General features: G+C 61.1%; 10 protein-coding genes. 4 read left to right on the plus strand and 6 right to left on the minus strand.

The genetic code is table 11. From position 1 onward, the window contains the following. Positions 1-144: 144 nt before the first annotated feature. The gene (locus P6U23_RS06860; RefSeq protein WP_407181360.1) at positions 145-2079 is read left to right on the plus strand and encodes an ATP-binding protein; all 1935 of its coding nucleotides are present in this window, start codon (positions 145-147) and stop codon (positions 2077-2079) included. 91 nt (positions 2080-2170) lie between these two features. Here P6U23_RS06860 and P6U23_RS06865 read toward each other — a convergent pair whose 3' ends face one another. Beyond that, a complete protein-coding gene (locus P6U23_RS06865) occupies positions 2171-3418 on the minus strand; it encodes an oxalate decarboxylase family bicupin (RefSeq protein WP_407178806.1) in 1248 nt (415 codons plus the stop codon). A gap of 283 nt (positions 3419-3701) precedes the next feature. On the opposite strand from P6U23_RS06865, the gene P6U23_RS06870 reads away from it, so the two are divergent. Then, positions 3702-5996 (plus strand): FdhF/YdeP family oxidoreductase, encoded by a 2295-nt coding sequence (locus P6U23_RS06870; RefSeq protein WP_407178807.1) that lies wholly within the window; start codon positions 3702-3704, stop codon positions 5994-5996. 117 nt (positions 5997-6113) lie between these two features. Next, a protein-coding gene (locus P6U23_RS06875; RefSeq protein ID WP_407178808.1) for an IS630 family transposase occupies positions 6114-7089 on the plus strand; the annotation gives its coding sequence in 2 pieces (ribosomal slippage) (positions 6114-6487 and positions 6486-7089; 978 coding nt in all). Positions 7090-7117: 28 nt separating this feature from the next. Here P6U23_RS06875 and P6U23_RS06880 read toward each other — a convergent pair. The 3 genes from P6U23_RS06880 to P6U23_RS06890 are packed head-to-tail and all read right to left on the minus strand — an operon-like array spanning position 7118 to position 11847. Further along, positions 7118-7549 carry a thioesterase family protein gene (locus P6U23_RS06880; protein ID WP_407178809.1) on the minus strand — a complete coding sequence of 144 codons (432 nt, stop codon included), beginning with the start codon at positions 7547-7549 and terminating at the stop codon, positions 7118-7120. Between the two features lie 12 nt (positions 7550-7561). Beyond that, positions 7562-10675 (minus strand): efflux RND transporter permease subunit, encoded by a 3114-nt coding sequence (locus P6U23_RS06885; RefSeq protein ID WP_407178810.1) that lies wholly within the window; start codon positions 10673-10675, stop codon positions 7562-7564. Next, the gene (locus P6U23_RS06890) at positions 10672-11847 is read right to left on the minus strand and encodes an efflux RND transporter periplasmic adaptor subunit (protein WP_407178811.1); all 1176 of its coding nucleotides are present in this window, start codon (positions 11845-11847) and stop codon (positions 10672-10674) included. Before P6U23_RS06890 ends, P6U23_RS06885 begins: the two co-directional genes overlap by 4 nt. Positions 11848-12435: 588 nt before the next feature. Between P6U23_RS06890 and P6U23_RS06895 the strand changes: the two genes are divergently transcribed. Then, entirely contained in the window at positions 12436-13335 is a 900-nt protein-coding gene (locus P6U23_RS06895) for a helix-turn-helix domain-containing protein (protein WP_407178812.1), read from the plus strand. A 39-nt stretch (positions 13336-13374) separates the two neighbouring features. Here P6U23_RS06895 and P6U23_RS06900 read toward each other — a convergent pair whose 3' ends face one another. Then, positions 13375-13722 (minus strand): hypothetical protein, encoded by a 348-nt coding sequence (locus P6U23_RS06900; protein ID WP_407178813.1) that lies wholly within the window; start codon positions 13720-13722, stop codon positions 13375-13377. A 156-nt stretch (positions 13723-13878) separates the two neighbouring features. Continuing rightward, positions 13879-15147, minus strand: a complete 1269-nt coding sequence (locus P6U23_RS06905; RefSeq protein WP_407178814.1) for a flavin monoamine oxidase family protein — start codon at positions 15145-15147, stop codon at positions 13879-13881. Positions 15148-15272: the final 125 nt, after the last annotated feature.

The raw sequence follows: 15272 nt of genomic DNA on the forward strand, positions 1-15272 counted from the left end.
AACTGCAAGGGGATTGAAACGTCTATACCGCTCGTGGTGCCTTCCGAGACCGCATCATGAGCTGACGAGAGGAAGCGTCGAATGAACGAGGGCCGAGGTAGCGGTGGTGCGAGTCCTTCGGGTCCATTTATCGAACTGTCGGGCATGACGCTTCGCTTGGGATACGAACCGTCGCTTTCAAAGCACAACGCCGCAAGCATCGCGCGGATTTCGTCAACGCTCCTGCGCTACGTCGTGGCGGTCCTCTCGATCGGCGCTGCGGTCCTGGCCGCGAAGGCTTCTGTTTCCTTCCTGAACACGGAGCCATTCGTATCCCTGTTTCTCTGCTCAATCCTGTTTTCCGCATGGTTTGGCGGGCTCGGTCCAGGGCTGTTGGCCATCGCGCTGGCTGGGCTTGCTTTTGATTACTATCTGTTGCCGCCGATCGGTTCCTTCGTCATGGGGTCGAAAGATGCGGTGCGCCTGATTGTCTTTTTCGTGCCAGCTTTGTTCGTGGTGGGGCTGACCGCCGCCCAGAGAAACGTGGCGATAACCCTGCAACGATCCCGGCGCCAACTGACCGTCGCCCTTGAAGAGCAAAGAAAGACAGAGGCAAGGTTGGCGCGCAGCGAGATGTCGCTGGCCGAGGCGCAGCGACTGAGCCAAACGGGCAGCTTTGGCTGGAAGGTCGCCACCGGCGAACTCATCTGGTCCGCGGAAACTTTCCGCATCTTCGGATACAGTCCATCGGTCACTCCGACCTTGGATCTTGTCGTCGATCGGGTTCACCCGGCCGACCGTGCCTTGGTGCAGCAGAACATCGAGCGCGCCTCCAGCGAGCAAAGGGACTTCGATTACGAATTCCGACTGTTGATGCCGGACCGAACAGAGAAGCGTGTGCGCGCCTTGGCTCATGCGGCGAAGGACGCGCAGGGCGAGTTCGAATTTATCGGCGCGGTGATGGACATCACGGCCGCAAAGCAGACCGAACTCGAGTTGCGGCAAAGCGAGCAGCGCTTCCGTGACTTCGCGGAAACCGCGTCCGACTGGTTCTGGGAGACCGATCGGGATCATCGCCTGATCAGGGTGTCGCGGGAGTCCAGAATAGTGCGCGAAGGAATCGGCGTGGCGCCTTGGGAGTTCGCCGCTGATCGCGAGGAGGAGCCGGAAAAATGGCGCGATCACTTCGCCGATCTCGCGGCGCGAAAGCCGTTTCGAGAATTCAGGTTTCGGAGCGTTCGTGACGGTGGCCCCACAGTTCATCTTTCGGTGAGCGGAAAACCCGTCTTCGATTCGACGGGCGAGTTCCTGGGTTATCGCGGCGTAGCCAGCGACATAACGGCGCGCATGCGTGGAGAACAGGCCGAAGCGGCGCTGCGGAGCGCCCAGACCGATCTCGCCCACGCCGCGCGCGTGATTGCGCTTGGCGAGTTGACCACCTCGATTGCTCATGAAGTGAACCAGCCGCTCGCGGCGATTCTGTCCAATGCCGAGGCGTGCCTGCGTTGGCTCGATCGGGGGCCGGACCACGTGGGTTCCGCGCGCCGCTCCATCGAGTGGATCGTCAAGGATGTCAATCGCGCGGCCGAGGTCATCGGGCGCGTTCGGTCGCTTGCGAGAAAAACTGACACCGAGCGAAAAGTTTTCGACATAAACGAGGTGATCAAGGAAGTCAGCCTGTTGCTCAGACGAGAGCTGGCGGAAAACAGGATCCTGTTCGGCCTGCAGCTTTCACCGGAGCAACTCACCGTGCGGGCCGATCGGGTTCAATTGCAGCAGGTCATCATGAACCTGCTGATGAATGGAATCGAGGCCATGCAGTCGGTCAGCGATCGTCCACGTGAAATGGAAATACGATCGCAACGCAATGAGGCCGGCGACATTCTCGTCGTCGTTGAGGATCGTGGCATCGGCTTCTCCAACGAAAATTCAGAGCGGATCTTCAACGCGTTCTTTACGACCAAGCCAAGGGGGCTCGGCCTAGGTCTTTCGATCTGCCGCTCGATTCTCGAGTCTCACGGCGGCCATCTATCGGCGTTCCGCAGGTCGGGGCCTGGGTCAGCCTTTCAATTCACTCTGCCGCTCCATCAAGCCGAGTGAGGGCTCGCGAAGCGAGCGTGCTTTGCATCCTTCGGGCAATCCAAGTCATAGCCCAGCCGGTCCGCGCGTCGCGTCGTCGGGTCCGCGGTCCCTATGCGATCTTCGGCATCACGCCGGGGCTGTTGTCGGGCCACTTCGCAATGCTCGCTTCGTCGACATTGAGATGCTGGGCAACCAACTTGGGAGGCGTATGCGTGAGCCAGTTGGACAGCGAAATTTCCTCGTAACGTGGCGCGCGAAACACGCCGAGGAATTGGAGGTCGGTGTCGCCGACGTTTTCGACATAATGTCCGTAGTTGCGCTTCACATAGCCGATGTCGCCGGCCGCAAAGTCCATTGTCAGCGCGTTCGGCCCCGTGTTGAAGACCGTCATGCGCGCCTTGCCCTTGATGTAGTATTGCCATTCATCCGCGTTCGGATGCCAATGCATCTCGCGCACACCGCCAGGTTTGACGGTGACAAGCGCCGCCGCGACCGTCTGGGCCACGTTGAAGTTGGTGCTATCGGCAACATGGATCGTGCCCGCGTCGGACTGCCTGACCGGGCGCGAGCCTTCGAGCGAAAAAACGAACGGGTGGGGCGGGGCGAGGGCATTCCTGCTGATCGCGGCGCGATCCGCCGCGAGGTCGCCGGGGACCGTACCTTGAAAAATCCAGAGGTTATGAAGCGGGATCTTTGCGAAAGTGTCTGCCGGAACGCCGAAGTTCTTCGCCAGCACCTCGGGCGGCGTGTGCGCGAACCAGTCGGTCAGCAGCAGGGTGTTGAACTCGTTGGCGTGGCCGTCGTCGAAGCAGATCACGAACTCGCAACCATCAGGACCAAGGCCCTGCAGCGAATGCGGCGTGCCCGCCGGGAAATACCAGAGATCGCCTGTCTTCACGTCGGCGACATAGGGGCGTCCCTGTGCATCGAGCACGGTCACGCGGCAATTGCCATAGGTCATGATGGCCCACTCGGCGGCCTGGTGCCAGTGCAACTCGCGAATGCCGCCGGCGGTCAGACGCATGTTGACGCCGGATATCTCTTTCGAGATGGCGAAATCCTCGACCGTAACCTGCCGCGCCCAGCCGCCGTTCTGAATCCGTTTCGGCGCATTGTTGAAGGAGGCCCAGGTCATGGGCATGCCGCCTACATCGGTTGCCGGCGGAAATTGCGCTGACGGGAATTCCTTGGCAATTGCCGGGTTCTGGGGGCCGGGATCGGCAAGCGTTCCCGGCGCCTTGGCGTTGATCGCGCCCTGGGGAGGCTCATCCGGATTGCCGAACGTGGCAGCCCGCGCGGACGCGGTCATTGCCGCTCCAAGGGCTGATGCAGCCAGCATGTCTCGTCGTGAAAGCATAGGCGCCACTCCAAATGGGGATGGATGAAACCAGGCAGGGCTGTGCTTGCCCTCGCGCTCAAAAACTAAGTGCCCCCGCCACGCTTTGCTTTCCCAAACAGCGGGTTTTTCCTGGAAAGCACTGCCGGATTGTCGACCTGACGCATCGCGAACGTGTTGGAAGGGAAGGCTGTGCAAGCCGCGGAAGATGCAATCAGAGAAGACACAGGTCTTTTTGGTAAGACATCGATCCGGAGCGGGCGCTTAAATCTGTCAGCGATCATCATCTTTAAAGGCAGCTCCGATGGCAGATCGAAAGGCTATTCGTCCCTATCGCCAGCCGGCCGGCGGATGGGGAGCGCTCAAGGCCCTTGGCGAGCACCTCGTCGAGCAGGACATCGCCTTGAAAGGGGCGGCGACCTTGATGCGCATGAACCAGCCCGAGGGATTCGATTGTCCCGGCTGTGCCTGGCCGGATCCGAAGCACACATCTTCCTTCGAGTTCTGCGAGAACGGTGCCAAGGCTGTCGCGTGGGAAGCAACCGCGAAGCGCTGCACGCCGGAGTTTTTCGCCGAGCACAGCGTGTCCCAGCTTTCCTGCTGGAGCGACTACGAGCTCGAGATGGTGGGACGGCTGACACATCCGATGGCCTATGATGCGGCGTCCGATCGTTACGTTCCCGTCAGTTGGGAGGAAGCTTTTGCGACAATCGGGTATCATCTCAATGCGCTGCCCGATCCGAACATGGCGGCGTTCTATACGTCCGGTCGCACCTCGAACGAGGCCGCATTCCTGTATCAGCTCTTCGTGCGCGAGTACGGCACCAACAATTTTCCCGACTGCTCGAATATGTGCCACGAGGCGACCAGCGTCGGCCTGCCGGCGTCACTGGGCGTCGGCAAGGGAACGGTCCTGCTCGATGATTTCGACAAGACCGACTGCATTTTCATCTTCGGCCAAAACCCCGGCACCAACAGCCCGCGCATGATGACGAGCCTGCGCAACGCATCCCGCCGCGGCGCGCCAATCATTTCTTTCAACCCATTTCGGGAGCGGGCGCTCGAGCGCTTCCAGGCGCCGCAGAGTCCGGTCGAAATGGTGACGCTGACCTCGACGCAGATCAGCTCGCGGCTGTATCAGCTACGCGTCGGCGGGGATATTGCGGTCCTCAAGGGCATCATGAAGATCATGGTCGAGGCTGATGAGGCGGCGCGCGCGAAGGAGCAGCCGGAGATTTTGGATTGGGATTTCATCCGCGGTCACACCGTCGGCATCGACGCGCTCGTCGAAGATCTGAAAGCGACGCCATGGGCGGACATCGAGCGCATTTCCGGGATCGCGCGCGAAGATATTGAATATGCGGCCAAGGTTTACATGAAGGCCGAACGCGCGATCATCGTGTACGGCATGGGCATCACCCAGCACCGGCAGGGCGCACACAATGTCCAGCAGCTCGCCAATCTGGCCTTGCTGCGCGGCCATATCGGACGCGAGGGCGCAGGGCTCTGTCCGGTTCGTGGCCACTCGAACGTGCAGGGCGACCGCACGGTCGGCATCACCGAGGTCCCCTCGACGGAGTTTCTCGACCGCCTGGAGAAGCGCTTTGGCTTCAAGCCGCCGGCGGCGCCCGGTCACAACGTCGTCACCGCGCTCGAGGCGATGATCCGCGGCGAGGTGAAAGCGTTCATCGCAATGGGCGGCAACTTTGCCGCGGCCATTCCGGATTGGCAAACGACGCGAGCGGCGCTGACAAGTCTCGACCTCTCAGTTCACGTCTCCACAAAGCTCAACCGCAGCCATCTCATCCACGGCCGGGAGGCGCTGATCCTGCCGTGCCTCGGACGTACCGAGATCGACATCCAGCCTGATGGTCCACAGTCCATAACCGTGGAAGACTCGATGTCGATGGTGCATGCGTCGGCGGGTCGAAATCAGCCGGCATCGGAGCATCTGAAGAGTGAACCGGCGATCATTGCGGCGATGGCCCGCGCGACGCTCGGGAATAGATCCGTCGTCGATTGGGAGGGATTCGTTGCCGATTACGATCGCATTCGCGATGCGATCGAAGACGTCTTCCCGATTTTCCAGGGCTATAACGCCCGGATCCGCATCCCCAGCGGTTTCCATCTCACCTCGACTGCGCGAGAGCGCATTTGGATGACGCCGTCCGGAAAAGCCAATTTCCTTGTCTTCGACGGGCTAGGCGAGGATCTGCAAGAAAACGATCCCGACGCTCTCTGGCTCAGCACGGTGCGAAGCCATGATCAGTACAACACGACCGTCTATTCCATGTCGGATCGCTACCGCGGCATCTACGGGCAACGTGACGTGGTCTTTCTGAACGCCTATGAAATGGAGAAACGGGGTCTCGCAGACGGCGACCGCGTCGACCTGGTCACGCTGTCGACAGACGGCGTGGAAAGGAGAGTGCGGAATTTCCGGGCGGTCGCCTATTCGTTTCCGGACGGATGCTGCGCAGCATATTATCCCGAGACCAATCCGCTCGTTCCGCTGTATGCGCACGATCCCTTGAGCTTCACCCCGTCATACAAGGGTATCCCGGTCAAAGTCGTACGCTCGGATGCGGCCGCTGCGTGAAGCTTCCGGAGCCTTTTGGAGGGAGCGGCTAGCGTCGGATGCGAGTGTCTCACCCGCGCTTTCTAGAGCGGGTTGGGATCGAATTGAATCGTAGGGGATTCCCAAATCAGGCGAACCATGATTCATCCTCAAGGCCGGGAGGAGGCTGGCAGGGATGGCGCATGGGGAGGCTCTTCGGATCGGGTGATCAAGGCCGTGGTTGAGGACGGCCTTTCGCGGAACGAGGCGGCGCGGATTTTCCGGGTCGGGATCGCGAGCGCGATCCGTTGGGTGAAGGAGTTCGAGGAGACGCGCCGCGCGGCGGCTTTGCCCACCGGCGGGGACCGACGTTCCGTGCTGAAGCCGCACCGGGATTGGTTGCTGGAACTGCGTCGTAGGGAGAACGATCTGACGCTCGATGCGATCGCCGAGCGTCTGCTTGGCACGCACGGCGTGGAAGCCGACAAGTCGATGCTGTCGCGCTTTTTCGCCGCGGAGGGGATCAGCTTCAAAAAAAACCGTGCGCGCCAGCGAACAGGATCGTCCCGACGTCGCTGAGCGCCGGGAAGCGTGGCGGCGCGCGCAGAAGGACCTTGGTGGCCGGTTGATTTTCCTCGATGAGACTTGGACGACGACCGCGATGACACGTCGTTACGCCTGGGCCGACGTCGGCGCACGCGCCATCGGCGATGCCCCGAACGGCCATTGGAAGACAACGACGTTTCTTGCGGGCCTCACCTGCGAGGGGTTGATTGCACCTTTTGTGCTCGACCGGCCGATCAACGCCGAGTGTTTCCTGGCCTATGTCGAGCAGATCCTCGTCCCCGTGCTGCGCCAGGGCGACACCGTGATCCTCGACAATCTGTCGAGCCACAAGAACGAAGAGGCCGCTCGCCTCATCGCAGGCGCCGGTGCGCGCCTACTATTCCTGCCGCCCTACAGCCCCGATCTCAATCCGATCGAGATGGCATTCGCCAAACTCAAGGAACTGTTGCGGCAAGCCCAGGCCAGAACCGTCGACGCCCTCTGGGATTTCATCGGACGCACCCTGAACCTGTTCACCCCTGAAGAATGCGCCAACTACGTCCGTCATTGCGGATACAATCCGCTTTGATCGCAACAGGCTCTAACGCTGATCTCGATCAGGCGCGACCGGACCGCCGCCAGATGGCCATTCCCTCTCTCACCGCGAACCGCCGCTCGAACTCCTCAAGCTTGACGATGCCGCGCCGGTGAGTGCCCTCGCCGATCTTCCGCTCGTCGTTCCAGGCCTCCACTGCGAACAGCACGCGCTTGCCCTCCATATCGATGACACGCGCGATCGTGCGAACCGTGCGGCCGATGGGCGTGGCAGCCAGGTGGCGAACGTTCACTTCCATGCCGACGCTGACGTAACCCGCAGGCAAGCAGTCGGCAATTGCCGATCCGGCAGCCATCTCCATGTGCAGGATCATCATCGGCGTTGCATAAACCTGCGGCATTCCCGCAACGAAATGACCGATGGTCATGTCGGGCGTGACGGTGACGGTCTTTTCGGCCGTCATTCCCAGCATCACTGTTTCGAATGTGTCCATAGCCCTCATTCCTTATTCGGCGGCGACAGGGACGGGCTTTTCGACGCGCGACTGCTTGCGCCTCGCGAACCAGGAGCCGAGCCCATCGAGATAGAGGTAGACGACTGGCGTGGTGTACAGCGTCAAGACTTGGGACAGCAGCAGACCGCCGACGATCGTATAGCCGAGCGGCTGCCGCAGTTCCGATCCCGTGCCGGTGCCGACCATCAGGGGCACGCCGCCGAGCAGCGCTGCCATCGTCGTCATCAGAATCGGCCGGAAGCGCAAGGTACAGGCTTTGTACACAGCCTTTTCCGGGGACGCGCCTTCGTTGCGCTGCACTTCGAGTGCGAAATCGACCAGCATGATGCCGTTCTTCTTGACAATGCCGATCAGGAGAATGATGCCGATGATCGCGATCACGCTAAGGTCCATGCGCACCGCCATCAGCATCAAAAGAGCGCCGATGCCGGCGGAGGGGAGCGTCGAGAGGATCGTGAGCGGATGGATGAAGCTTTCGTAGAGGACGCCAAGGATGATGTAGATAACGATCAGGGCGACGCCGATCAGCAGCGGCGTGCCTGACAGCGAGGACTGGAAAGCCTGGGCGTTGCCCTGAAACGACGTGGCGAGCGATTCCGGCTTTCCCGCTTGCCTCTCGATTTGTTCGATGCCTGCCACCGCATCACCGAGCGCAACGCCCGGCTTCAGGTTGAAGGATATGGTGACGGACGGAAACATGCTCTGGTGATTGATGAGAATCGGAGCGGGCTTGATCTCGCTGTTGACCAGGGTGCTGAGCGGCACCTGCTGTCCGGTCGAGGAGTTCAGGTAAATCTCGCTCAGAGCTTCCGGGCCGTATTGGAAGCGCGGGAGCACTTCGAGCACGACGTGGTACTGGTTCAGCGCGGTAAACATGGTCGAGACGATGCGTTGTCCGAATGCATCGTCCAGCGTGTTGTCGATCGTCGAGGGAAGAATTCCATGGCTGGAGGCGACTTCGCGATTGACGGTCACATTCAGCAACGGGCCCGCATTGGCCTGGTCACTTGCGACGTCCGTCACGAAAGGCAGGCTCCTGATCTTTTCCAGGAAAATGGCGGACCAGTGTGCGAGTTCGTTGGAATCCGCATCCGTCAAGGTGTACTGGTATTGCGTCTTAGATAAACGCGCGCCGATAGTAATGTCCTGGGCGGCCTGCATGTAAAGCGTGATGCCTTGGATGCGGGCAAGCTGCGGCCGCAGGCGATTGATGATTGCATCCGCGCTCGCCTTGCGCTGAGGCTTTGCCTTCAACATGATGAAGATGCGCCCCTGATTGAGCGTCGCGGTCGGCCCGCCCGGCCCGATATAGCTGGCAACCGAGTCGATATCCGGATCTTTCAGCAAGGTGTCGACAAGTGCCTGCTGGCGTTCGGCCATCGCCGGAAAGGAGATATCCTGCGAGGCTTCCGTGATGCCTACGATCTGACCAGTGTCTTCCTGCGGGAAGAAGCCCTTGGGGATGATCATGTAGAGATAGCCGGTCAGCATGACCGTGCAGAGCATCAGCGTCAACGTGACGAAGCGGTGCCGCAGCACCACCTGAAGACCGCGCGCGTACAGGCCGAGAAGTGCATCAAAGCCGTGCTCGAAGGCGAGGTAAATCCTCCCATGCTGCTTCTGGCTATCATCCCGCAGCAGGCGCGAGCACATCATTGGCGTCAATGTCAGCGAGATCACCAGCGACAGCAGCAGCGAAGCCGTGATCGTGATCGCAAATTCCTGAAACAGCTTGCCGACGTAACCTCCCATCAGAAACAACGGGATGAAGACGGCAATCAAGGAAAGCGTGATGGAAACGATGGTGAAGCCGATCTCGCCTGCCCCCTTGAGGGCCGCCTGCATGGGGCTGAGGCCCTGTTCGAGATAGCGCACGATGTTCTCGATCACGACCACTGCGTCGTCGACAACGAAGCCGACCGCGATCGAGAGCGCCATCAGGGAGAGATTGTCCAGGCTGTAGCCGAGTGCATAGAGAACTGCGAAAGTGCCGACCAGTGAGAGGGGGACGGTGACGGCCGGAATGACGGTCGCCCACAGGTTTCTCAGGAAGAGGAAGATCACCATTACCACCAGCGCGACCGTCAGCATGAGGGTGAACTGCACGTCCGCGACCGCTGCGCGGATGGTGGTCGTGCGGTCGGCCGCGATCGAGACTTTGATGGCCGGCGGAATTGAGGCCTGGATCTTGGGCAGCAAGCTCTTGATGTGGTCCACGGTCTCGATGACATTGGCGCCGGGAACGCGTTGCACGGCAAGGATGATGGCCGGTTGCTTGCCGTACCATCCAGCCAAGAGGTCGTTCTCCGGCGCTTCGATCGCCTTGCCGATATCGCGGATTCGTACGGGGGAGCCGTTGCGATAGGCGATGATCAGCTCGTCATAAGCCTCGGGCTTCAACAATTGGTCGTTGGTGTTCAGCGTGTAGGTGACGCGCGGACTGTTGAGCGTCCCTTTTGCCTGGTCGACGTTGGCTTCGGCAATGACACCGCGCACGTCCTCCAGCCCAATTCCCCGTGCCGCCAGCGCCTGCGGATTGACCTGAATTCGGATCGCCGGTTTTTGCTGGCCGCCGATGCCGACCAGGCCGACGCCGGGGATCTGCGCGATCTTGGGCAGGAGGATATTTTCGGCGCAGGCGTCGATGGTCGTCAGTGGCAGGGAATCGGATGTGAGCGCGATCAGCATGATCGGCGTTTCCGCCGGGTTCACTTTCCGGATTGTCGGAGGGTATGGAATATTCTGGGGGAGGTAGGGACTGGCCGCATTGATCGCGGAGAGCACATCGACGGCGGCACTGTCCACCGTGCGTGAAAGTTCGAATTGTACGATGATCTGTGCGACGCCCAAGGCGCTTGACGAGGTCAGTTGCGTGACGCCCGGAATCTGGCTTAGCTGCTGCTCGAGCGGCGTTGCCACCGAGGAGGCGATCGTCTGCGGGTCAGCGCCGGGCAGTTGCGCCGAGATCTGGATGGTCGGGTAATTGACGTTCGGCAGCGCGCCAACTGGCAGCAGTGGATACGCTGCAAGGCCGCACAACAGCAGACCGGCCATCAGCAGAACGGTCGCGATCGGCCGGGAAATGAACGGGGCTGACAGGTTCATGGAATCGCTTCCTGCACCGCGCTCTGCATGTCGGCTTCCGTTGCAGCCTTGCCATGCAATTCCTTGACGCGGCTGCCTTGCTGCAGCCTGTATTGTCCATCGACAACGACCGTCTCGTTCGCCTTGAGGCCATCATCAATGAGCGCCTGCCCCTGGCTGATCTGGGCGACTTTCACCGGCCGCACCTGCGCCGTCTTGTCCGGCGTCACCACGTAGACGTATGACCCATTTTGACCCTGCTGGACTGCTGAGGCGGCGATCGTCAGTCCATTTTTTCTGATGTCGATGAGCAGGGCGACGTTGACGAGCTGGCCCGGCCAGAGCCGGTGCGCGGTGTTCGGAAACTCCGCCTTGAGCTGGATGCTCCCGGTCGCCTGCACGATCTCGTTGTTGACGAGCAGCAGTTTGCCCTCGTCCAGCTTGACCTTGTTGTCCTGGCTATAGGCAATCACTTTCAGCGGACCGTTGGCCATCTGATCCTGGATTTGCGGCAGATCGGTTTCCGGCAGTGTGAAAATCAGCGAAATCGGCTCGACCTGGGTAACGACGACCAGTCCGTTCGGATCGGTCGGGTGAATGATGTTGCCGATATCGATCTGCCTGACACCGGTGATGCCCGGAATCGGTGAGGTCAGTCGCGTATAGCTGAGCTGGACCTTCGCCTCATCGATCTGTGCCTGGTCCGCCTTGACGGCGCTTTCCAGCTCCGCGACCTGCGCCTTCTGAGTCTCGATGAGCTGCGGCGTGGCGTAGCCCTTGTCGCCGAGCTGGGTGTAGCGCGACAGGTTGGCTTGCGCGTTCATGAGATGAGCATTGTCGCGGGCGAGGTTTGCGTTGAATTGCTCGATCTGCGCCTCATAGGGGCGGGGATCGATCTGGGCGAGTAGATCGCCAGCTTTCACGCTCTGTCCCTCGACGAAGGTGATCTGCGTGATCTGGCCCTGGATCTGGCTGCGTACGACATCGGTATTGTAGGCGATCACGGTACCGACACCGCGCAGATAGATCGGCACGTCTTTGCTGCGGACCGCTGCGGCGACGACCGGGATTTCCGGCTGTGGCGCTGGCTCGGCCGCGTGCGTTGGCTCGGCCTGGCGATCGAAGTACCAAACGGCGCTCGCCGCCGCGGCGACAATGAAGAAGGCTGCAGGAAGGGCGATCTTGTACTTCACGGCCGTTTGTCTCGCATCAAGGATCGTTCAATATTTGCTCGGAGAGGAAATCACCGCAGGCGGTCCCTGAAGCAGCCAACGAGGCATTGCATGGTTCGGCAGATTCAAACCCGACGGCACCGGGCGGCAGCGGGATCGTCGGCACCATGCTCAGGACCTGGCTCAATGGGCTGGCGGGCTGGTGGAATGCCCATACGCCGCGACGGCTGCCGATGCTTCAGGTGCCGACGACAAGCGAAGTGCCTCTAACCTGATCGGGTCTCGCAATGCGGGGCTCCTCGGTCGCCTGATCGGAGGTAGGTTAGTTTGCGAGCACAGGCGGGTATTTCAAGAAAGCACGCCACCGCAGGCGTCTCGGGCGCATACCGAAGTATGACTTGCTTAGCCGACGATATACTTATTCGAGACGCCGGTAGAATAGTGAGCGCAGCGCTGCTCGATATCTTCAAGCTGTAACGGTCGGAATGCCTCGAGGAGAAGCGCGATTGCGATAGCTGGATTGGCGGGCTGGCCCAATCCAAGGTTCTATCGGCGACGCAGCTCCGGTGCTTTCGGCTCACGGTCAATACAGTCAAGAGAGATTGATCCATGCTGCTGCACTCGCACTTGCTACAAGGAGTTCAAGCCGATATCGCCGGACGCGCGACGACCGGCGCAATGACGGGATCTTCCTCAGGTTTTCTCCGCGGCGAATCTGTCGCACTTTTGTTGAACGATCGGGCTGGTGCAGCACTCGTCTCGCGTGAGGGCCTGGCTGCGGAGAATGGGATCGTTCTCGCCTTTCAACGGCTTCAAATCGTCCTCGCGGGCGCACAAGCGGAATCGGACGAAAGACCGGATTCCAATACGTCATCCGGGACGCCCGACATTCACTCGCAAATTGCAGCGCGCCTAGTCGGGTCGGCTCTGCAAAGCCTGCCAGCTCGCTCCGCGGTCAAGGAGATGACAGACCCTGTGATCAGGCGTCTATCCGATGCGCTGGCCGCCGCAGAGGATGCCGCTGACCAGCATTCCACCATCTATGCGGACGCCGTGCGGCTCGCTATCGCCATCAGATTGCTTGGGCGGCAGTGCGAAACTCGACCGTCTGCGCCCGACATTGGGCCGGTTGAGCCGGAGTGTGGCGCGCGACAGGTGCGAGCCTTGCAAAAATGGCGGCTGAAGCGGGTTATCGAATATGTCGACAATCATCTGTCGAGCAAAATAGGACTGGGTGATTTGGCTGCGGTTGCCGGGCTGAGCCGAATGCACTTTGCCTCTCAGTTCCGCGCCGCAACTGGGCTGCGTCCGCATGAGTACCTGTTGAGGCGACGAATTGATCGTGCCGAGGAGTTGCTGCTTCGCTCGGCAATGCCGATCGTCGAGATCGCGCTGACCGTCGGCTTCCAGACGCAGGCTCACTTCACGACGGTGTTCAAGCGGTTTGTCGGGCATACACCCTATCAGTGGCGCAACGCCAATCGAGCCGACGGCCTTGCCGCGATGTAGCTCCCCCGGCGTAGCCTGTACTGGCCCGTGCTCCGCGAACTAGCGCGACGCAAGTGCCCGTCTGGCCTTGTCGAGTTCGAGCCTGCACAGGGCAGGGTTTCCATGGCGGTCGGCCGCTCGGGCGCGTGCGAGCCGATTGAGCGCGCGCTCCAAGCCGCGGCCGGCCGGCCCCTCGGCTGCAGCGATCGATCCCGGCGTCGGTTGATATCCGCGAAGGGCATCGACGCTTTCGGGCTTCCACGGACCTGCACCCGCATTCCTGTCGATGGCTGCATCGACCTGTGCCTGAACCCGGTCGATGGCGGTCTTGCAGGGCCCCGCGACAGCGGGCAGTGCCGGAGCCAGCAACATAATCAAGGCAATGCCGAATGACGAGGATCTTGTCACAGCGTGGGTCTCCTTCAGAAGCGAAACCTGATCGCATTTGAGGCAAATGCCAGCAGCGACACCGGTCGTCTTTCGGAAATGACCGTTTTGAGCATCGGGTCGAACTGCGCCATTGTAACCGCGGCCTGCTGTACGACTTCAGTGCTTCGTCCCTGCTTAAGGGCCGCCCAGACCAGTTTTCAATGTCGGTGAGCGATCGAGGCTGTGCAGGACTTCGCTGGCCGCACGTAATCCCGTTTCATACGCACCGTGGGCCGTGGAGAAGAATCGTGGCGAAGTGGCTTCGCCGGCGAAAAACAGGCGATTGTCGATCGGTGAGGCCAGAGCCGAGCGCAAAGCGGTGCAGCCGGGCAGGGCATGCGAATAGGATCCGCGAGAGAAACGGTCATTCGCCCAACCTGATGCGGCCAGCGGCCTGATCTTGCCACGAATATCAGAACCCAGCAGCTTGGTGAGCTCCTCGACGGCGTACGCAGCCATTGCGTTGCCGTCAACGAGCGCGCGGGCAAGCGCGCCGCCGAAGAACGCTTCGATGCATGGCCGGCCCAGCGGCCTCAAATCGTAGCTGCCGGTCTGCGTGCGGTCGGTCGCACCGAACAGATGGCCGTCGAGCGGCAGCATCTCAGGCTGTTCGACAAAGAGCATGACCTTCTCGGCATAGCCGAGCGGCAGGCCGGCGGCCGCGTTCACCTTATCCGGGAGAGGCGGCGAAAATCGCACGGTCTCCTGCGCGATCAAGTCGGTCGGCAGGGTGAAGATCAGCGCGCTAGCCCGGATGGTGCCCTGTGATGTCTCGACCATGATCTCGCGGCCGGAGTGGTCAATGCTTAGTACCTGCGTGTTCAGTGCCACGTTGCACGATGACCCGAACATTGCAATGAGCGCTCCGTATCCGGCGCTTGCGCGCCAGTTCGTGTCGGTATCGCAATAACCGGTCGTGTCACGGACCGACACTTTCGACAGCTCTGCCCCGTTTACATAAGTGCTGATGGCATCGATCAGAGCATTCCATCGATTGCCCGGTTGCAGCCAATCGGCCGCCGCCGTGTCCTGCGGAAGATGCGCTGCGGCCTCGAGACGGTTCTCGAACGCGCTGAACGCGGCCTGAAACTCGCGTTGTTCGCGAACCGGGAAATTGATGTCGAAACTTCGCTCGCCCCACTGCGGTTCGCCTTGGACCAGTTCGAACCCCAGGCTTCGGGCGATTGGCACAAAGCTGTTCCGATCCGCCGAATGAAGCCACTCGCAGCCGACATCAAACGCGATGCCGTCGGCGAACCGCCACGTCAGCGCGCGCCCGCCGATGCGATCCCTGGCCTCCAGGATCAGGACCGAAAGCCCATAAGTAGAGAGCGCCGTGGCCGCAGCGATGCCGGCCGCTCCGGCGCCCACAATGGCTACGTCGACCGACGAACTGCGCCGCATTTCCCACCATTCCTGCGCTGCGCCATCATAGCTGCCGCTGCTGCCGTTCGGTTAGGGGTCTGGCCGTTGTCCTTGTTTTTTTCAATTTTGAGCGAGCCGTGACAGGCTGCCTCTGGTGTTCGAAG

This window comes from Bradyrhizobium sp. STM 3562, assembly GCF_045571435.1.
In the GTDB taxonomy this organism is placed as follows: Bacteria; Pseudomonadota; Alphaproteobacteria; order Rhizobiales; family Xanthobacteraceae; genus Bradyrhizobium.

What these genes read in the sequence shown, in the direction of transcription:
- P6U23_RS06860 (WP_407181360.1), top strand. Translation starts at nt 145, where the DNA reads ATGACGCTTCGCTTGGGATACGAACCGTCGCTTTCAAAGCACAACGCC.
- P6U23_RS06865 (WP_407178806.1), bottom strand. Translation starts at nt 3,418, where the DNA reads ATGCTTTCACGACGAGACATGCTGGCTGCATCAGCCCTTGGAGCGGCA.
- P6U23_RS06870 (WP_407178807.1), top strand. Translation starts at nt 3,702, where the DNA reads ATGGCAGATCGAAAGGCTATTCGTCCCTATCGCCAGCCGGCCGGCGGA.
- P6U23_RS06880 (WP_407178809.1), bottom strand. Translation starts at nt 7,549, where the DNA reads ATGGACACATTCGAAACAGTGATGCTGGGAATGACGGCCGAAAAGACC.
- P6U23_RS06885 (WP_407178810.1), bottom strand. Translation starts at nt 10,675, where the DNA reads ATGAACCTGTCAGCCCCGTTCATTTCCCGGCCGATCGCGACCGTTCTG.
- P6U23_RS06895 (WP_407178812.1), top strand. Translation starts at nt 12,436, where the DNA reads ATGCTGCTGCACTCGCACTTGCTACAAGGAGTTCAAGCCGATATCGCC.
- P6U23_RS06905 (WP_407178814.1), bottom strand. Translation starts at nt 15,147, where the DNA reads ATGCGGCGCAGTTCGTCGGTCGACGTAGCCATTGTGGGCGCCGGAGCG.